Source organism: Moorena sp. SIO4A5, assembly GCF_010672005.1.
Taxonomy (GTDB): Bacteria; Cyanobacteriota; Cyanobacteriia; order Cyanobacteriales; family Coleofasciculaceae; genus Moorena.
On the sequence record NZ_JAAHHZ010000106.1, the window covers coordinates 1 to 20,488 of the forward strand.

A 20,488-nucleotide genomic window follows, 5' to 3' on the forward strand; every position below is an offset into this window, starting at 1 on the left:
GGTGTGTGTAGCTAATTACTATGAGAATCGCTATAGTTATTAATAATTAATAATTGTTAATTGTGACTTGTTACTTGGCAGCACCAGCTCGAATAAAAACAAATAGATAGCGTTAATCCTACTTATGAGGTAAATTTAATTTTCTTACCCCTACTCCCTACTCCCTACTCCCTACTCCCGACTCCCGACTCCCTAAAACCCCAAGGGTGAGGTACCTCAACCAATTGAGAACTGCTATGGTACCCATAACGGGTACTGTCAAATTTTCTCAAATAAAGTAAACTAGACTTATCAGTCAATCGGTTATCGGGGGTGTTTAGTTTAGGAATTAAATTAAATTCAACCTAAATAAAACCGAATTTACCTGATAATTACCGATATCGAAGGGTAAGATTAACTTAGCTAAAAAAAAATCCCAATTTAGATTTAGGGATAGTAATCAGGGTAATTTGCTTACGTAGAGATGTAACAAAAACTGATTTTTTAAAACAGCATCGTTATCAGCATCGGGGACATCTACGTTTGGCAAATCTATCTAGTAAACGCTCCCAATAGCTACCTTATTGATTAGTTAATTTATTAGTTGATAGGTAGCTATTTCGTGAGCTTGATTAGGATTCCCTACTATGAAATCTAACACCAATCGATTTGAAGATGAACTGTTTATCAAAGCAGCCAAGCTGTGGAATTTAGAGAAGTTGTATACAGAACTAGCTCATAAAAAAAACATTGCTACAAATAGGGAAATCAAATTGACCCCAGTGGAAAAAGCATGCTTAAGAGGTTTGCTGTGCGGCTATCCTCCCAAAAAAATTGCTGGTGCTCTCCATTGGAGTTGTGGCTCACTTAGCGTTCAACTCACTAAAGGTTTGTATCGGTATGTGGAAACCTTAACTAATCGGAAATCCAACACCCTAAAAAGTTGGAGAGATATCTCTATATGGCTGGAAGCGGCTGGATACAAAACTCCCCAGCAGTGCCAAGATTGGGGTGAAGCACCACAGATTTCTGCATTCTATGGACGCACTAGGGAACTGAACACTCTCAAGCAATGGATTAATCTCAAGCGAAGCCAATTGGTAGCAATACTTGGGATAGTAGGCGTTGGCAAAACATCGTTAGCTGCTAAGCTAGCACGAGAGATGCAGGAGGAGTTTGATTATATTATTTGGCGATCGCTATCCTCTGCCCAACCCCTGAAGCAACTGCTGACACAACTGATTCCATTCCTGTCTCACCACCAGTCATCGGAGTTACCAGAAGACATCAACCTGCTGATGTCTCACTTTCTAGAGTGTTTACGAGAGCATCGCTGTTTAGTAATACTCGATGATACTGAACAGATTTTAAGCCGTGGCACTTTAGTTGGACAGTATCAAGCCGGATATGAGGATTATGGTCAACTTTTTAGAAGAGTAGCACAAGAAAGACACCAAAGTTGTTTGCTCTTAATCAGTTGGGAACCACCGCTACAAATGGAGTTACTTGAGAAAAAAAACTATTCCACTCGTTCATTAACCCTAAACGGTTTACCAACAGAAGATGCTCGGAAACTATTAGCAGCTAATGGTTTGTCTGAACAAGAGCAAGAAATGGAACTCATTAAACGTTATCGAGGCAATCCCTTAGGATTAAAGCTGGCTGTGACAACGATTAAAGACTTTTTTTTTGGTAGTGTATCGGAATTTTTTAGTTGGGAGGAAATGATTGTTCCTGAGCCAATGAGAGCAATGTTAATCGAGCAATTGAATCGGTTAGATGAGTCAGAGAAGAAGGTGATCGCCTATCTAGCTAGAAATCCTACTCCCATTTCTATTAAACAATTGCGCGATAGTATTACCTTAGACTATAATTCACGACTTATTTCAGTTTTACAGTCCTTGGAAAGGCGTTCACTAATAGAAAAAAATTCCCACATTAATCGAACATTTTTTACTATAATTCCTGTAATTAGGACGGTGATTAATCAGCATGAAGGTTGTTTGCCGTAGGGGTTCGGTGTAGGGTAGGTTTGATGTTGAAGGTTTAAGGTTGAAGGTTTGATGTTAAAGGTTTGATGTTGAAGGTTTGATGTTGAAGGTTTGATGTTGAAGGTTTAATGTTGAAGGTTTAATGTTGACTTTAAACAAAAAACATTAAACTTTAAACGACTATAGCGTTTCTCGTAGCTATGAGGTACACATTATTTTTTACCTCTTCCCTCACTTCCCCTCCTGGGAGGGGTTAGGGGTGGGTTACTCTTACCTGCTCCCTGCTCCGAAGTCCCTGCTCCCTAAAAACCAGAAATTTGTACCTCACAAGTCGTAGAATTGCTATAGCATTTGGTAAGCATATGCGCTACTTGAGGTGCTACTTGAGGTGCCGTCAGCTGACAGCTGACAGCTGATAGCTGACGGCTGATAGCTGATAGCTTACGAATTATTTGAATTTTGAGAGTGGAAGGGACAGCCTGATGTTAATTGCTTGAGAAACAAACTATTATCAAAGAAATGCTCCAAGGAGACAATCTTCAAGTCTTCAGTAACCCGAGCAATACTGATGCCAAACACTTCTATAGTTTCTCCTGTGGGTTCATGACCTTTAAAGGAACCGCTAAACGTGCCCCAATGCCGCCACTTAAAGGTGACATTAGGAGGTCCGGAAAGTATTTCCATCAGTTCCCATAAAAAGCCATTGGGAAAAGCGTTATGGAAAATTTCTATGGATGATTCAAAGGTTTCCTCTGTGGAGCGATAGTGTTCGGTATCTCCAAGAAATACGTTGTATGTGCCGATATCAGCAACAGTCTGGGCATTGTACTCTGGTCCACCGTTAGTTGTCATCCGAAACTGGTCGGCAACAATAGACAACCACTGCTCAGGATTAGCTTTATAGGAAGCTTCCATCTCGAAGGTTCTAACTAAGTTTTGCGCGATCGCTTCCAAAGACCCCTCTGGATGATTGAATTTACTACCTTTCTTAAGAAATTCATTAGTTTCGGCATAATCAGGGCGTTTGCCCTCTCGCCATTCAACCCCAGCATCATTGGCGATAACTGTATCTCTTTCTTGTACCCAAACAGGCAATCCTGTGGACTGACTATTACTCATTGAAGTGTCTCAGTTCAATTGATTAGAATTCCTCAACAATTTTGCTAAATTGTCTTCTTGTTACCATGGCAAGTACATAAAAATTAAACTATGTGAAAAGATTGTAATAGTAAACAATAAAATGAAATATTAAAATAATAAAATAATGTAATAATCACTACAAACTAATGACGCGGTGGTGCGTTACGGGGCTAGGTTTTTCAACACTGGGAACCGATAAAATCAGGCCGATCCCGCCCCTAACGCACCCTACCAAAACTAATGACTCGGATCCCATCTCCTGGTATAGAATCAGTTTTGGAATCAGCTGAGCGAGTTGCTGGAGAGATTTTGACTCGTGTTGTCTGAAACAGTAAAAAGGGCAAAGAGGCGGTGGTGCGTTACGGGGCTCGGTTTTTCAACACTGGGAACCGATAAAATCATGCCGATTCCGCCCCTAACGCACCCTACGCCACTTGCTAATTGATGATATAATTGACAACTATTGAGGATTAACCGTCAACAGTAATTTTTGGTCGTCTACTAATAATCAAAAGTGCGATCGGACTGATCAAGATCAACATCCATACCTCCGGTTCAGGAACACTGGAAACATTAAACGGATTAGACGGCTGATTCAAGTCTTCTTCCCCAGTTTCCACCTCTCGGTCAAAGCGATCGCTCGACGCTTCTGCTTTTTTGAGCATCCTTCGTTGCTCATCATTCACCAGCACAATCATTGATGAATAGGGACTGACAATGTCATAGGTCTTGGCTATGCCATGAATCCGATCCAGTTCTTCTACAGAGCCATTCAGGTTTCCACTCAACCCTAGGATAAGTTGCCTGGCCGCCAGTGGTTCAAATCCAGTTTCAGTAGTACTTTCAGCAGTTCCTGATTCCATAAACCAAGCATAGCCATCCGCCACACTTACCACCGATGACCCCAAGGCTTCTTGAGTCGCTATCCGCTGGATCACCCCTTGGATATCGCTAGAGACACCACCACCACTATTTTGAATCAATTTTAGAATCCTATCATTGTAGGCTGAGGGTAATTGATTACCTAAATGAACCATCCACAGGGGTGCAGCCACCACCGCCACATTTTTATTATCCTCAGATAACTCATAACTACCCTGATCAGTCACCAGTAATATCCCGTCATAAGGGGTATTGCCACGCAACTGTTCAAACTGTTGCAGCATCTGTTCAGGTTGGATAGAGCCATAAAAGGTGATCTGAGCAGGATTAAAATCACTGATATCATCAATGCGTTTGGCTTGATGATCGATCTTGTTATCTATTGCGTCAGTGATGTACAAATCCGCATCATTGTTAGTCAAGCTCTGATCAGCAAAACCCTGTTGTTGCAGCCAAGTGAATGTCTTTTTGACCTGGGATTTGTGAGCAGCCATACTCCTGGAACTATCGAGAATGACAGCAAACCGCTTACCCTCTAATTTCGTGAGGTTAGTGTTTCTTATTGCGGATTTCTGCAACAGGTCTAACGGTTTAGCCGAAATGCGGTAGCCATCCCCTAAATTCACCTGATGAACCATGGGTTGCTGGGGTTGATCTACTGGCAAAAATGCTTCTAACCACCTATCAGAAAAACCCCGTTTTACTTTACCATTGCGGATGCGCTTGGTGCGATTTGTCCAAAAGATATTGCGTTGTTCGTTTAACTGAGGTAAAGGCCAACCCTTCTCTTGTCGCATCACCTTGTAGGTCAGCCACAGATGCATTTCCGTTGCGCGATCGCTACCATTTCTTTTCTCCCATGAGGATAACGGAGGAGGAACGGGAAATGCTCTGAGACGATAATTCCGGGGTCCGACTTGCTCAAGCAGCGCTGGGTCAACAGGACGCGATCGCCTGACTTGGGAATTGTAAACCTGTTGTGCAGCACCCCGTGGGGAAACTTTAAATGGAAAGCGCTGATTGCGGTCATCCGTTTCACCTAGCCACAAGCCAGTAATAGCTGCCCCTTCTGGTAAGGAAAAATAGTAGAGTACTTCCTCAACATCAGTAGTTTTATTCTCATACACCTCGTAGATTTCCACATCTGCCCAATCCCCATGGGCATCTAAGGTTACCTCTTGCTTTCGCAGCCACACCCGTTCTTGATCGATATTCAACAAACCCGCCTTAGCTTGGTCAATAATCGCTGTAGATTGTAGAGCATGTTGAACAGCTTTTCGTTCTGCTTTCTGAAGTGGTGTATCAAAGAATTCTCCGTAAAGCTGTTGAGCTTTTTCGACATCGTCTCGGGAGCCCTTATACAAAAACGGTGACATAACCAGATTGTAGCTATTTTGTAATAATTGACATAGGGAATCTGGCAGGTCAAAGACATCTTTGTACATGGCGTAGATATGGTTATTATCTTGTCGGGTACTCAGATACCGATAGGGGAACAAATTGGCATTAACTAACCCAGTGCGAATTATATCAGACTTAGCTATCAAGGCTTGGCGATCGCTATTCGTTTTTGGATAATTTTCTAGGAGCTTAAACGCCTCCACTTGAGCTTGTACATTCAAGGAAAAGAACAGAATTATCCAGACAGTAACCACAGCTACTGCCCCTTTAATCGCCCGATTGCGCCCATACTTTCTGGCAAAAGCCCTTAAGATCCGGTATCCAGAATGAAGATAAAGAGCTGTAAATGCTGATGGCATGCCTAGAAATAGGGTACAGCTAAAGCCATATAGGAGTAATATTAATAAACCGATTATATTAATATAGCTCCATGATAACCACAGATTTTCTAGCCATTGGAATTTGAAAAAATTTTGTATCAAAACACCAGCAGCAGGAACAACATAAAACAACAGCAACACTCCGACATAAATACTAGTCAAAAGCATCAAGGTATGAGCGATTAGTTGTAGCCCTGCTACTGGTTTACGATTAGCATCATATCCCCATACCACTTCGGCAGCAAATGCCAGGATACACACCAAAACTGTACCCAATACTAAGGTGCTAACACTGGTAAATTCCCGGATCAAGAATAAACGAATCAGGCACCAAGCAAACAAGGGTGCTTCCACACCATAAAACAAGCGCATTAACTCCCTTGGTTGCTTGCTAAGACGCCAAGCACCAATGACAGTACAGACTGTTGGTACTGCAATTAATGCTACAAACGTAACGAAGAAATCAACCGGAACAGCACCATCAAAGGTCGCCCGGATTAAGGGAATACCAATAAATGGTAAGATGCCAATATAGACAACTGTGATAAACATCAGATTCCACAGCAAAAAAATACTGTAAAAACTGATATCAAGGATTTGTTTCAGAGATTTTTGTTTCATTGTATTGCTCTATACCAAAGGGAACAGGGAACAGGGAACAGGGAACAGGGAACAGGGAACAGGGAGTAGGGAGTAGGGAGTAGGGAACAAAAATTCTCACAATTCATTTAGGATTGGTTTATCAGTTATCAGCTATCAGTTATCAGCTGTCAGTTGTAAGCTATCAGTTGTAAGCTATCAGTTGTAAGCTATCAGCTAAAGGCCTGTGGTCAGGCTACTTGAGATGCTTTTGAATAAAATAAGCTGACCACTGACTACTGACGGCTGTTCGCGTAGCGTGGCCAAAGGCCAAGGCTGACCGCTGACGGCTGACCACTGACCGCTGACCACGGACCGCTGACCGCTGACGGCTGACCACTGACCGCTGACGTTAAGCTTTGATGAATAGCATCATGGATAGTGCTAGCAAAAGTCTGAATCTCAGCACTATCGGGATTGTGTTCACTATCGAAGAGGACAGAAACTAGCACCCAAGTCTTGTTGCGGTGGGCGATATAATCCCAGATTCGGGATAAGAAATCATCTGTAGTGCCCTGGGGTGATTGAAACCAGTAGGTTGCTGAACGTTTGCCGTCTTGCAGAGATACCCACCGTGCCTTTACTGACTGATTGAGCAAGGTTGGCTTAATGGAGTCTACCTTGAAACCATTGCCCACCAAACATAATTCTGGTGGATGGTGAGCTTGCCAAGCGCTACTGGCTACCAACAGCATTGAACCGGAGAGATTGCCATAGACAAACCGTTGCTTTTGAGCAATAGGTAAGCCATGATTATCAAAAAATCGTTGTTCAGCTTCCGTTAGAGGTAGGGGTTCAGATACCAGTTGCTGGGGTAATTGAATCGATGCAATCGCATTTACCTTCTCTTGAATTGCTTGAATTTGACCTACCAGCCCTAGAGCTATAACTACAATCAGCAGCCAAGTGATACTCTTGGACTTTTGCTGAAACTGATAGCTGACACCAGTCTTACAGCCGTTTTCAGATGGATTGACCTCACTAGCTTTAGCTGTAAGCCCCCTAAATCCCCCAATTCTGGGGGACTTTAACTCAATTTCCCCCCAAAGTTGGGGGGTTAGGGGGGCGAAACTTGCTGTAACTTCAGCAGTAGCCTGGGGATGCCCGCTTTGTTTGTGTAGCCGCCACTGACTATCCTTTAGTGCCAGACCGGAATTCGACCCATATCCTAAATTTCCCCTTCGATTAGGGTTTCCTTTCTCCAAACTCCCTTGTTTCCAGGACTTACGCAAGTGCCCCCTAAATCCCCCAATTCTGGGGGACTTTGACATCATTACCCCCCAAAATTGGGGGGCAGGGGGGCGAAATCCACTTAACCGCGTAAGTCCTTGTTTCTTATCCTTACCCAGCAATGACAAATCACTAAACACAGAAGTGGCCAACATCAAACCCCCGGAATTCTGAGGAACCGTTTGCAGCAGCATCCAACTGAAGGCACAAGCTAAGATAAAACCAATCAGTCCGAGAGGGACATGTAGCACTTCAGCAATTTGTTGCTGTTGCCAGACTTCTATAATCATCACTAACAGCAGCACCCGGATTGTATTAGCGATCGCTAGCAGCACAAGATTTGCAGTGCAAACCAGTAACCAACGTATTCCCAGCTGACGACGTTCTAACCAAGTAGCTGCCAGTAAAAACAAAGTCCCTGTCCACAAACTTTTCAGACCACTGCAGGGCAAATCTACCTGAGCAATGCCGTTTTCCATGACAATAATGTCGTGGGAGGAGATAGCTACAATGTGCCAAGCTGACAGCATCTGTTCCACAGCATGAGCAGTGAGAACCCTTACTGGAAAACCCAAACCGCTGTTAAACTCAGTGCTGAAAGGGACAACACAAGCAACTAAAATTGCAGCAGGTAACCCTTTACGCCAAAGGGATGGTGGGATAAACAAGCCCCATAACCCATAGCTGCCCAGTAGGAATAGGAGTAAGTTGAGTTGTGGGATATACACCAACCATCTGAATGCGATCGCACTAATCCCAGACCCTAACATTAGCAACAGGGGATAGAGTCTTAAGGTCGGAGTTGCTGACACAGTTATAATTAAGCGATCGCGCCATAGCTGTACCAAACAAGCCATGAGCACAATACCGATTAGCATCAGATTTAGCAGTGATGCGTACTTAAATGACTCAAATAGCCATTGCAGTGCCCAGATATTCCCCAAAAGCCAAGCCACTACCAGCACGATGGTGCTGGCGAGGTTTTGACCTCTGGGGGGATCTGAATTCATCCCAGCTGTCATAACAAGTTTCTCCTTCAGAGAAATAAAGTGTGCTAAAAAGGACTATCTATCGGGAGCTATCACTTATGCAGAGCATTTCTAAAAAAGCTATAGCCCCTTCATGGGTTTTAGCTTGCTCTGATAATACATATAGCAATTATCATAGTCATGAGGTACTTTCGTTCTGGCTTTTAGGGAGCAGGGAGCAGGGAGCAGGGAGCAGGTAAGAGGCAAGAGGTAAAAAATCCTGTGTACCTCATAGCTATAAGAAAGGCTATAGTTCATAGGTTATGCAAATTTGACCTGATCCCTATCTACCTGATCGAACACAGTTATTTATTGGTAATTTGTAGTTAGTAATTGCTAATTGCTAAAGGCTTTCACAATTATCCATAACTCTTTTATAATTACCGTTTTCCCTACGCTAATCTGTCCAGATTTACGTTAGTAGCCCTTCAAATTACCTACCATTATAGGACAGATTTAAAAAAACAGTATAAAAACCGGATATCTAGGGCTCCTAAATAAATTGTGATAATTTTTGCTCCCTGTTCCCTGTTCCCTGTTCCCTGTTCCCTGTTCCCTTTTGTTTTTGTCATAAAACTTCACAAAATTCCATGAATCAGACATTTGAACAGTTAAAGCAGCATAACTGGACTAATTTTATCACCCATCATTTACGGAATTGGTATGGGTCTTGGACAATTTATTCTCCTGAAGGTGAAGTGATAGAATCCTTTGTAGGTAGTCGATGCTCTATTATTGATGCTGAACAAACTCACATTATCCAAACTAACGTATATATGTATGACAATGGAACTGAAGAGGAGAAGGTTTACCAGAATACTCCCAATAGTTTAATCAATGGTTTAGCTGATAAAACCGCTCAAGCCTCCTTTATGTATATGTTTGAGCAAGGGTCGGCTATTTGGACAGTAAATCGATTTGAACCAGAGGAGTTATTTGCAGTAGAGTTCTGGTTTAGATATCAAGAATTACGCCATAGTCTGCTAGTAGTGTATAACTCAGATGGAGAATTAACTAAAACAGTCAGTGTCCGAGAGGAGGATTTGCAAAAGCCCTGTGATCATTGGACACTTAACCCAGAGTTAATCCCCCATCGAGATATCCTTAATGGGGAAGAAGGATTAGCAATTACCCTTACCCCAGTCACCCAACTATCTCAGCCAACACCAACTCGTTTAGCTTGGGAATATCCAGACCATCAAACCTTTTATTATCCAGATGGGATATCATTAAGTTACCCGCCCAAACTGAAACCAGGAATGTCTTTCGTTGTGATTGGAGATTGGCAAGTTAATCCTGACATTAGACAACAACTGCTAGTTGATTATAATTCATCGGGTGAGTTATCGTGCTTAACGTTAAAGAGTAATCAACCAGAGATGGGGAGATAGGGAGATGGGGAGATGGGGAGATGGGGTGATGGGGTGATGGGGTGATGGGGAGATGGGGAGATGGGGAGATGGGGAGATGGGGAGATGGGGAGATGGGGAGATGGGGAGATGGGGAGATGGGGAGATGGGGTGATGGGGAGATGGGACATAGTTTTCTTAAAGGTAATTATCCAGACACTGACCTAAGACATTACTAATCTAGAAAAATCTACCTATGATGCCGATAAAATTTTTTAAACTAAAATAAAAAAAATAAATTAAAAATTTTAATTTATCTATATAAAAAATAAAACTATATACAGTGTTTTTAATAACTATAATATACACTGTTTTAGCATTTTATACTTCCCGATTCCCGATTCCCGATTCCCGATTCCCGATTCCCGATTTCCGATTCCCGATTCCCTATTCCCTATTCCCTATTCCCTATTCCCTATTCCCTATTGTATTTTATAGAATAAACCTATGGATCGAAAACTCCAAAATTGGAATAAATTCTGTCGATATTATTCAGGAGACTTGTATGGGATTTGGACTAGATACTCGAGGGCAGGAGACGTCATAGAATCTTGGCGCTGTATTAGAAGCTTTCGTCCCACAGCAGATTGCCATGAAATACATCAGCAAAATCACTATACTTATGCTAATGGCAAGACGGAGACAAAAACCTTTGGGCCCTACAAGCAACCTATAACAACTGGCTTGTTTTTAGACAACGGCTTTTCCTGGGGTTCCACCAAAGTAAAATCCGGCTCCACGTTTTTTTCTGATATATGTTTAAGGTATGAAAATAGTCGTGCTACTGCGATTGCCAAATACGATGAAAGTGGCAGCTTGAAACGCTTTACTGTGTTTCCGGAACACCTAGGACATTTCGTGAATGTGGCTACTCTACCTCCCGCCCATCAAATTAGTAGCGACTGGCAAGGAACAGTCCAAACAATAACCCCGGACTGGCAAATTTCAGCCCCAATAGTAACCTCATGGCAACCCTTAGACGATTTACCTGAAGATTACCTGAGGTTACACTTTACTAACGGTATTTCAATCAGTTGTCCGGCACAGGTAGAGAGTGGAAAAGCGTTTTTTGTGGCAGTGGATTGGCTGGTTAACCAGACTTTATTGCAACGAGGCACTCGCCACTATGATCAATCGGGCTTTAGCAGTTTTACCCTAGAAGTATTTAGAATTTAGTCAAACTATGATAAAAAATATATTTAAAAATACTCTTAAGCCCCAAAAACTACTTTTTTCCGATTCCCGATTCCCGATTCCCGATTCCCGATTCCCAATTCCCGATTCCCGATTCCCGATTCCCGATTCCCGATTCCCGATTTAACACTAATTAACTAGTTAAGTCAGCCAGTTACTCTAACTTCATAGTTCACGGTTCCTAGCCAAGACATCCCAGGTATTTGGTATGGCTTGAATAGTAAACTATCTAAGTTGCCATACTTGACTATATGCTTCATAAAATGTTGAGAACCTTTAAAAATATCAACACTATTAGGTATAGAGTTATCTTCTGATCCTAAATTTAGAGGTAATTTAGCTAAATCCTTGAGAGACTTTAAGGATTCATAGGCTGAAGAAAACTGAATATAGGTAGAAATAGCGCTACGCATTTTTGAATCAAGTCCAGCCGGATTCTTAAGTTTATCTTCTTCAATAACTGCACCAAAGCGCTTTTTAATAAACGTCCTAACGTTTTCTGAGTAGGACTTGGAATTATACTGATAAATCGCCTGAGTAATAGAAGATTGCTTACCAGAGTTAATCATCTTCCCTACCACGTAAGCTGCAATATCCGCAGTATAATCAGAATCTCTGGCTAACCTATCCAAAGCTTCTTCGACACTGTTAACATCTATGTTGTCATTGGGGTCTCGATAGGCCACAATAGCCGAACCAATATCTCCAGCCCATGAGGTATGGTCACCAGTCCAACTAGTGAAATCTGACCATTGGAATCCAGGCTGATCAATTTGATCAGAAAGGGAACCGATAAAATGGCCAAAGTCAGTAATTTCACCACTTAATACTAATTCATTGATATTGAGTTTTCCCTCAAATTCATCTCGAATATACTCTTGGTGATACCCCGTAGCTGTACTCCATAACCGACTAGTATATTCCTTCTTAGTGTACCCACGCAAATGATTAACAATTTCATAAGCGGATTTACCAGGGTTCTCACTTTCAATTTTCTCGATGAATTGCAATGCTTCTTGTAGTTTAGACATAGGTTTAAACTAGATGAATCCCTCTTAGTCATACTGTAACCTACGTCTTGGAGTTGTTAGATTCCGGATTTGTTGGCCAGATTTAGGTTGTCAGGTTGTCAGGTTGTCAGGTTGAAGGTTGAATGGTTGAAGGTTTAAGGTTGGATGGTTGAAGGTTGGATGGTTGAAGGTTGTTCGCGTAGCGTGGCCAATAGGCCAAGGTTGGATGGTTTAAGGTTGTTTGGTTGTTTGGTTGTTTGGTTGTTTGGTTGAACGCGATGGACTTCGTCCCGCAGTCGAGCGATCGCGTGGCCAATAGGCCAAGGTTGTTTGGTTGAAGGTTGTTTGGTTGAAGGTTGTTTGGTTGTCAGGTTGAACGCGATGGACTTCGTCCCGCAGTCGAGCGATCGCGTGGCCAATAGGCCAAGGTTGTTTGGTTGAAAGTTTTAAAGTTTAATAACCTGTAACCTGTAACCTGTAACCGCGTCACCTGTAACCTGTAACCTTTAACCTTCAACCGGTTAACCTTTAACCTTCAACCTTCAACCTTCAACCTTCAACCTTCAACCTTCAACCTTCAACCTTCAACCTTCAACCTTCAACCTTCAACCTTCAACCTTCAACCTTCAACCTTCAACCTTCAACCTTCAACCTTCAACCTTTAACCTTGGCCTTTGGCCACGCTACGCGAACAACCAAATAAAATTGCTGTAATCTATCGCATCGCAGCAGCAGGGGGCAAAACCAAGTTAGGGTTTGACCCCTGCCCATGACCGTTAAGGGTGTCATTGTCGGGATTATCCTGGAGTAAAGCCTCCCGAATCATCCGAGCAATCACTCGCTGTGCCAAACCACCAGCAATTTTTTGTCCCATTTCCTGGGTCTCCTGTTTTAGGAACACTTGAGGAATAACTGGCAACAATTGCATTAGGTCAAAACCAGGAGTGTCTTGTAAAATTTGCCAAATCCGTTGGATATTCTCAGTACTTTCGGGTTTATCTTCTGGCTTCTTGTCTTGATTATCTTGATTATTTATTTCTAAGCCTAGACGTTCCTGCAAGGCATAACTGACGTTATCCAATGTCCGCCTTCCAAAGCTATCGATAGCCTTGACAATCTCATTGACCAAGTGCTCCCGAATGAAAGCTCCTCGCTCTGAAAAAATAAAGTCTAGGGTCTGATCTAAGACTTGGTTGATATCATAATCTGGAGAATTTCCAGCATTACGCAACAGGTTTTCCAGACGGTTCCAACGGAAACCCTCATCCTTGAACAGTAAATCCCTCAAGGATGCCCGTAATTCTGGTGATGAATCCGTCAATAGGCGCTTGGCTACATAAGGATAGGCTTTACTGAGTACTTTGAAATCTGGCTCAACATTAATGGCAATCCCTTCTAAGGTCACGAGGGAGCGAATAATCAGAGCATAGTAAGCGGGTACCCGGAAGGGATACTCATACATCAAAGCTGATAACTGGTCAGTGATACTCTTGAAGTTGAGTTCTGCCACACTAGCTCCCAAGGCATTGTTAAAAACCTTGGCTAGGGCAGGAATAATTGGTGTCAGGTCTGTATCTGGGGTCAGAAACTCCAGCTTCACGTAGTCATTGGCCAAACCAGGGAAGTCACGATTGACCAGATGAACAACAGCTTCAATCAAACCATAGCGCTGATACGTCTTGACTTGGCTCATCATCCCAAAGTCAATATAAGCCAGCTTGCCGTCAGAGGTAGCTAACAGGTTTCCAGGGTGAGGGTCAGCGTGAAAGAATCCGTATTCCAGTAGCTGTCGCAAGGAACAGTTTACCCCAACTTCAATCAAGTGCTTGGCATCAATGCCTTGAGCCTTGATTTTCTCCATATCCGTCAGCTTACTACCCGTTATCCATTCCATAGTCAGGACACGACGCCCAGTGTAGTCCCAGTAAATTCGGGGAACATAAATTTCCGGTAGTTTCCCGTAAAGCTTGGCAAAGCGTTCAGCATTGCGCCCTTCATGCTGATAGTCCATCTCTTCAAAGATACGGGCACCAAACTCATCCATGATGGCAACCAAGTCACTGCGCACCCGCTTGACATTGGTTTGTACCCACTGTGCAACAAGGCGTATAATGTATAGATCAAGCGTAATTTTATGTGCCAATCCTGGTCGTTGTACCTTGACCGCAACAGTTTCGCCAGTTTTAAGTTTGCCCTTATAGACCTGTCCTAAGGAAGCCGCTGCCACAGGCTTTTCAGTCAGTTCAGCGAAAATATTTTCCGGGCGATCGCCTAATTCTTCCTCGATAAATTTATAAGCCACCTCATTCTCAAAAGGTGGGAGTTGGTCTTGTAGCAGCGTCAACTCATCCAAGAAAACTTGTGGGACTAAATCCGGTCGTGTGGAAAGAGCTTGTCCGATTTTAATGTAAGCTGGTCCTAGATCGGTTAAAATTTCCCGCAGTTGAATCGCTCTGGCTCGGTTCTCGGTAACATCCCGACCGCGAAACCGATCCCACCACAGACCGAGAGCAAACGATATGAATGACCAGATAATGGTGAAAGACCGCCGTAGAATTAGCAGGTATGCCCTCTGGTACTGGGCTGCGATCGCCGACGGGTCGTAGCGTGGTTTGTCTGTTTCCAAGACAGAGGATCCCGTTGTCGAGCTCAACTCTTCCTCAACTGAGCTATTGCTGCCCGACACTGGCACCAATGACTTGTCCGCATCAGCCTCTGAGTCTAGTGCTTGATGAGAAGTTGGGGAAACTGTTTTAGGATTCATAAGAAGATATTTCCGACGGACCAACAGAAGCGATTCTGTAAACTATTGTAACAAAAGGGGGATATCATTAAAACTTAATAAAGGTTCGGCAATCTTCATACCACAATGGTGGAATAACCCATTCCTGGGTAAGAATACTGATTTTTAGTGGACAATTGACGATATGGTTAATGGTGAACGGTCAACGATTACTAGAGTTAACCCTTAGACTTCAATTGGGTATTAGGGTGTGACTTTTCCTAAATTGTTACCAAATGTGTTTAAGATCACAATTTTCCCAACAGTGAATTTTGCTCAATGTTACTTTATTTGCGAATTCACAACTTTGCCTTAATTGACCACCTAGAAGTGGAATTCGGTGCTGGTCTAAATGTATTGACTGGGGAAACCGGTGCGGGTAAGTCCATTATTTTGGATGCCATTGACATTGCCCTGGGGGGAAAAGTCACCAATCGGCTTCGCACAGGGACTAAACGGGCTTTGGTAGAAGCAACATTCTCGGTAGATAACCCCTTGATTGCTTGGTTGAGTGAGCAAGAGATTGACTTACTTGATGAAGCGGATTTGGTCTGTAGCCGGGAGATTACCGCAACAGAAAAAGGCATGCGATCGCGTTCTCGGGTCAATGGCACGATAGTCAATCGGCAACTGATGGAGGGACTGCGTGAGCGCTTGGTAGAAATTACTGCTCAGGGTCAAACAATACAGCTTATTATGCCAGCACGCCAACGAGGGCTACTCGACCTTTACGGCGGTTCCTCTGTGATCCAGCAGCGAGATCGAGTGGCATCTGCCTACATGGCTTGTCAAGAGGCCAAGAAAGCTCTAGAAACACAGCAAAAGTCTCAGCAAGAACTCCTACAACGTCTAGATTGGTTGGAGTATCAAATTCAAGACCTCAGTGGTGCCAACCTTACCGCTCCTGACGAACTCGAACAGCTAGAACTTGAACACCAGCGTCTGAACCATGTGGTGGAACTCCAGCAGAGGAGTTACCAAGTCTATCAAGCACTTTACCATAATGATCACGGGACAAAAGCAAGTGCTGACTTATTGGGTCAAGCGGAAAGTACCTTGCAGGATATGGTAGACTATGATAGTCAATTGCAACCTCTGCTAGACCTAGTCAGTGGAGCATTGGCTCAAGTGGCGGAAGCTGCCCATCAGATTAATGCCTATGGAGATGGACTAGAGACTGATCCGGAACGTCTTCAAGTGGTGGAGGAAAGAATTGGGGTTCTCAAACAAATTTGCCGCAAATATGGACCAACCCTTGCTAAGGCAATCGCTCACTATGAGACCCTACAGGCAGAACTAGAAGAATTAGGCAGTGAAGGTGCATCTCTAGAAGAGTTAGAGAGAAATTATGCCTTGAGGAAGTCAAACGTGACCGATGAATGTGATCAACTGACCAAATTGCGGTATAGGGCTGGGTCAGAACTGGAAAAACAGCTGGTTAACCAGTTAAAGCCCTTGGCTATGGAGAAGGTAAAATTTACAGTGGAAATCAGCCCCATTGTCCCCACGGCAGCTGGTGCCGATCAAGTCACCTTTTACTTCTCTCCCAACCCCGGAGAACCCTTGCAACCTCTTGCTAAGACGGCTTCCGGTGGAGAGATGAGTCGATTTTTACTGGCACTGAAAGCCTGTTTTTCCAGCAGTAACCAGCCAGGAACAACCTTAATTTTTGATGAAATTGATGCTGGGGTGTCTGGTCGGGTAGCAGGAGCGATCGCAGAACGACTCTACCAACTCAGTCAACGCCACCAAGTTCTTTGTGTGACTCACCAACCGTTAATTGCTGCGATGGCAGACCAACATTTTAGGGTGGATAAACAGGTGATTGCTCAACCGATTTCTAGCATTTTGAAACAACCATCTTCCCCTCAAGGTAACCGGTCTGGCAGTACTCAAGTAGTTACCCAAATCCCGGAATCTGGAATGCCCGAGCTTCGAACTGTAGTAAGGATTAGCCTCCTGAATCATCCCCAAAAGCGGCAGGAAGAAATCGCTCAGTTAGCTGGTGGACAGTCGGCTCAAGACGCTATGAATTTTGCGGCTTCCTTGTTGTCCCAAGCTGCTAGCTGGCGTAAGACATGCACAGTGGGAAGACAGGACTAAGGCCAAAGGCGTTGCGTCAGTCTTTGAATGAATAGGAGTAGAGTGGGCATCCTGCCCGCCCCAAAAGATCGCCGAACAGGCAAGATGCCTATTCTACAAAACTCTTAAAATCATTCCATTATTAAGCAACGCCAGGCCAAACAGCTAAATGTTAAAACTTGTGAGGTTGTGATGCATTAGTTTAATAGTTGGATCGCAATTGATTAATTAAGCTACTGACAAATTAATCTAGAATGCACTATAATAATCCAGTCAGGCCATATTTAACTCTCAATCAGACAGAAAAAATCTACTCTCCGGGCCAGCAGAGAAGGTGCTATCTAGGTAATCAACAGATTAGCCTTAAACCCAGATCAATTCGGTTAACTGGCTCTGACGAGTCAATAAGTATCAATCTAAGAGTCAATAAGTATCAAAAAGACGCCATCATTAGATCGCTTCAGCCAAACAAAAGCTTTAGCGCAGGATAATTCTATGGTAGCTGCATCTGTTTATCAACACAATTCAAATCAGGTGGAAAAGGGGAGCATATCTGAGGCAAATTCCTCAGCAGCAGGTTCGCTAGTTGCGGCGGGACAAATGATATCTAACTTCCTGGCACTTTTAAACCGGGAAAGTTTAAAACAAGTAGTCCCAGATGTAGAAAGCTCACTCCACATCGTCAATCAAACCCTGTCGATGCTGGAAGCTCTACTGGAAAACCAAGATTTTGAGAAGGTTCTCCTGGAGATTTTGACTGCGATTACTATCAAGACGGCAGAGTTAATGAAGGCCGACCGAGTAACAATATTTTTTCTGGATGAAGACAAGAAGGAACTTTGGTCGGTAGTGGCAAAGGGAGAGGGAAACAACACCTTAGGAGAACTGCGATTTCCAGCTGATCAGGGCATTGTTGGTGAAGTAGCTACTTTCAAACGGGTGGTTAACGTTCCCTACGATTTTTATGATGACCCTCGTTCTAACACTGCCAAAAAGTCTGACAAAAAAACTGGATATCGCACCTATACCCTGCTAGCATTGCCCCTGTTGAATCGACAGGGAGATTTAGTTGCCGTAGTCCAATTACTCAATAAGGTCAAAAATTCCTATACACAGAACGCTTCCTTAAACGATAAAATTGACCGACAGGGCTTTACTGAGGAAGATCAAAAACTGTTTAAGAATTTTGCCCCTTCGATGCGGCTGGTTCTAGAATCTTCCAAGTCGTTGTACGGAGCTACCCAGAGACAAAGAGCAGCAACAGCACTGATCAAAGCTACAGAATCCCTCAATCTCAGCAGTTTAGATCTACAAGAAACCCTCACGCGGGTGATGGATGAGGCGAAAACGCTGATGAAAGCCGACCGTAGTACCCTGTGGCTAATTGACCGAGAGCGTAATGAACTGTGGGCGCAAATTCCCCAAGCGGATGGTTCCTCCCAAGAAATCCGGATCCTAATGGGGGTTGGCTTTGCCGGCAAGGTAGCTCAAAGCGGTGAAGCTCTAAATATTCCTTTTGACCTATATGATCATCCCAATTCTGACAATTCTAAAAAAGTTGATCAGGAATCTGGTTATCGCACCTGTAGCCTGTTGTGTATGCCAGTGTATAACTCCAATCAAGAGTTAATAGGTGTAACCCAGCTAGTCAACAAGAAAAAGACCGGTGATAATGATCCTTACAATCCGAATGATTGGCCTGAAGCTCCGGAATGCTGGCAAGCAAGTTTTAATCGGATTGATGAAGAATACATGAAAGCCTTCAATATTCAAGCTGGGGTAGCCATACAGCGAGCGAAACTGTTTGCCACCATCAAACAGCAGGAACAAATTCAGCGGGATATGCTGCGCAGCCTCAGTAATGGGGTTATTTCCACCGATAAAACCGGTAAGATTATCGCTACCAATGAAAGTGCCAAGAAATTGCTGGGGTATGACCATGGAGACAGCTTGGAGGGGTTATCGGTTAGTCAGTTTATTAACATCAAAGGGGGAAATTTTGCTCAATGGCTCCAGAACGCTTTAACTGCCAAGACAGCAAAAGACAGCCGTCAGTACTACCCCGACCAAACCCTGATCTCCCAGGGGTTAGAATCAAGCAAGCATTGTGTGAATCTTTCGATTAACTCTATTGCTGATGCCAGCGATCAAACCCATGTCTATGCTGCATTGGTAGTCATGGATGACATTAGTGATGAAAAACGCCTCAAGACTACCATGTATCGCTATATGACCCAGGAGTTAGCAGAGGAATTACTTAAGCTTGATGACCATAAATTAGGAGGCGATCGCAAAGAGGTATCCGTTCTGTTCTCCGATATTCGTGGCTATACTGCCTTGACCGAAAGTTTAAAGGCAGAAGAGGTCGTGCGTATGCTCAACGACTATTTTGAGTCGATGGTGGATGCAATTTTTGAATATAAAGGTACCCTCGACAAATACATTGGCGATGCGATTATGGCTGTTTTTGGTTCGCCCTTGCCCCAAGAGGATCATGCTTGGAGAGCAGTGCAAACAGCTTTAGAGATGCGCCGCCGTCTCAAAGAGTTTAATCAGCAACGTGTTGAAACTAATCGAAAACCTTTAAAGATCGGCATTGGGATCAACTCCGATAGCGTCATTAGTGGTAATATCGGTTCAACTAAACGAATGGAGTTTACCTCTATTGGTGATGGAGTCAATTTAGGTGCTCGCTTGGAAACAGCTAGCAAGCAGTACGGTTGTGACATCCTAATTAGTGAAAATACTTACAGAGCCTGTCCTGAACAGATCTTGGCCAGGGAATTGGACAAGGTAATTGTTAAGGGCAAGACCAAGCCAGTATCCATTTATGAATTGGTGGGTCTAAAATCTGAACCGATTTCGGAGTACAAAGAACGAATCATTGAACATTACGATAAAGGCCGTCAGTATTACCTCCAGCGACAGTTCGCCCAAGCCATGGGTGAGTTTGGCACCATTCTAGAAAAATATGACAAAGATGACCAAGCCTCTTTATTGCACCTGAACCGTTGTCAGCGTTTTCTTCAAGAACCTCCTAAGGATGACTGGGATGGTGGCTGGAAGTTGTTAGAGAAATAGTCGTTAGTCCTTAGTAATTGGTAAAAGGATAATTGCGGGTTATAGCAATTATCAGCAGCGTTTGAGCAACATTGCTTATCCTTTTAAGGCAAAAGGCAAAAGGCAAAAGGCAAAAGGCAAAAGGCAAAAGGCAAAAGGCAAAAGGTAATACTAAAGAGGGTTTTAAGCGATGCAGCGCCGACCTGAAGGGAGCCAGTGCCTTCATGATGGGCTCCCCCCCATGAGCAACGGTTGTAGTTTCCACGGGGCTTACAGGGATG

General features: G+C 43.5%; 16 protein-coding genes. 8 read left to right on the forward strand and 8 right to left on the reverse strand.

Annotated elements, in window-relative coordinates; all coding sequences use genetic code 11:
* The first annotated feature begins 626 nt into the window (after positions 1-626).
* Complete coding sequence (locus F6K57_RS25365; protein WP_293045900.1) at positions 627-1,991, forward strand: ATP-binding protein; 1,365 nt, start codon at positions 627-629, stop codon at positions 1,989-1,991.
* 420 nt (positions 1,992-2,411) lie between these two features.
* Here F6K57_RS25365 and F6K57_RS25370 read toward each other — a convergent pair whose 3' ends face one another.
* The 5 genes from F6K57_RS25370 to F6K57_RS25390 all read right to left on the reverse strand — a co-directional run bounded on the left by F6K57_RS25370 (position 2,412) and on the right by F6K57_RS25390 (position 8,928).
* Positions 2,412-3,089, reverse strand: a complete 678-nt coding sequence (locus F6K57_RS25370) for an ester cyclase (RefSeq protein WP_293045905.1) — start codon at positions 3,087-3,089, stop codon at positions 2,412-2,414.
* Between the two features lie 491 nt (positions 3,090-3,580).
* Complete coding sequence (locus F6K57_RS25375; protein WP_293071375.1) at positions 3,581-6,394, reverse strand: TIGR02921 family PEP-CTERM protein; 2,814 nt, start codon at positions 6,392-6,394, stop codon at positions 3,581-3,583.
* A complete protein-coding gene (locus F6K57_RS25380; RefSeq protein WP_293071376.1) occupies positions 6,363-6,494 on the reverse strand; it encodes a hypothetical protein in 132 nt (43 codons plus the stop codon). Before F6K57_RS25380 ends, F6K57_RS25375 begins: the two co-directional genes overlap by 32 nt.
* A gap of 154 nt (positions 6,495-6,648) precedes the next feature.
* Positions 6,649-8,664, reverse strand: coding sequence for an exosortase O (gene xrtO / locus F6K57_RS25385; protein ID WP_293071377.1), 2,016 nt, complete (start codon positions 8,662-8,664; stop codon positions 6,649-6,651).
* A gap of 87 nt (positions 8,665-8,751) precedes the next feature.
* On the reverse strand, positions 8,752-8,928 hold the full coding sequence (locus tag F6K57_RS25390) for a hypothetical protein (protein ID WP_293071378.1): 177 nt from the start codon (positions 8,926-8,928) through the stop codon (positions 8,752-8,754).
* Positions 8,929-9,260: 332 nt separating this feature from the next.
* Between F6K57_RS25390 and F6K57_RS25395 the strand changes: the two genes are divergently transcribed.
* The 5 genes from F6K57_RS25395 (at position 9,261) to F6K57_RS25415 (ending at position 11,400) form a co-directional block, all read left to right on the forward strand.
* Positions 9,261-10,061, forward strand: a complete 801-nt coding sequence (locus F6K57_RS25395) for a DUF3598 family protein (RefSeq protein WP_293071379.1) — start codon at positions 9,261-9,263, stop codon at positions 10,059-10,061.
* A 44-nt stretch (positions 10,062-10,105) separates the two neighbouring features.
* Positions 10,106-10,258 (forward strand): hypothetical protein, encoded by a 153-nt coding sequence (locus F6K57_RS25400; RefSeq protein WP_293071380.1) that lies wholly within the window; start codon positions 10,106-10,108, stop codon positions 10,256-10,258.
* Positions 10,259-10,362: 104 nt separating this feature from the next.
* Positions 10,363-10,626, forward strand: a complete 264-nt coding sequence (locus F6K57_RS25405; RefSeq protein WP_293071381.1) for a hypothetical protein — start codon at positions 10,363-10,365, stop codon at positions 10,624-10,626.
* The gene (locus tag F6K57_RS25410) at positions 10,527-11,255 is read left to right on the forward strand and encodes a DUF3598 family protein (protein WP_293071382.1); all 729 of its coding nucleotides are present in this window, start codon (positions 10,527-10,529) and stop codon (positions 11,253-11,255) included. Before F6K57_RS25405 ends, F6K57_RS25410 begins: the two co-directional genes overlap by 100 nt.
* A 7-nt stretch (positions 11,256-11,262) precedes the next feature.
* Complete coding sequence (locus tag F6K57_RS25415) at positions 11,263-11,400, forward strand: hypothetical protein (protein ID WP_293029504.1); 138 nt, start codon at positions 11,263-11,265, stop codon at positions 11,398-11,400.
* A gap of 19 nt (positions 11,401-11,419) precedes the next feature.
* Here the strand turns inward: F6K57_RS25415 and F6K57_RS25420 are convergent, their stop codons facing one another.
* From F6K57_RS25420 to F6K57_RS25430, 3 genes are all read right to left on the reverse strand, one after another.
* Positions 11,420-12,304 (reverse strand): hypothetical protein, encoded by an 885-nt coding sequence (locus tag F6K57_RS25420; RefSeq protein WP_293071383.1) that lies wholly within the window; start codon positions 12,302-12,304, stop codon positions 11,420-11,422.
* A gap of 134 nt (positions 12,305-12,438) precedes the next feature.
* Complete coding sequence (locus F6K57_RS25425; RefSeq protein ID WP_293029509.1) at positions 12,439-12,702, reverse strand: hypothetical protein; 264 nt, start codon at positions 12,700-12,702, stop codon at positions 12,439-12,441.
* Positions 12,703-12,998: 296 nt separating this feature from the next.
* Positions 12,999-15,047: an AarF/ABC1/UbiB kinase family protein gene (locus F6K57_RS25430; protein WP_293071384.1), complete on the reverse strand. Its 2,049-nt coding sequence runs from the start codon at positions 15,045-15,047 to the stop codon at positions 12,999-13,001.
* 297 nt (positions 15,048-15,344) lie between these two features.
* Between F6K57_RS25430 and recN the strand changes: the two genes are divergently transcribed.
* Positions 15,345-17,168 carry a DNA repair protein RecN gene (recN, locus tag F6K57_RS25435; protein ID WP_293029518.1) on the forward strand — a complete coding sequence of 608 codons (1,824 nt, stop codon included), beginning with the start codon at positions 15,345-15,347 and terminating at the stop codon, positions 17,166-17,168.
* Between the two features lie 474 nt (positions 17,169-17,642).
* Entirely contained in the window at positions 17,643-20,228 is a 2,586-nt protein-coding gene (locus F6K57_RS25440) for an adenylate/guanylate cyclase domain-containing protein (RefSeq protein ID WP_293071385.1), read from the forward strand.
* The last annotated feature ends 260 nt before the right edge of the window (positions 20,229-20,488 follow it).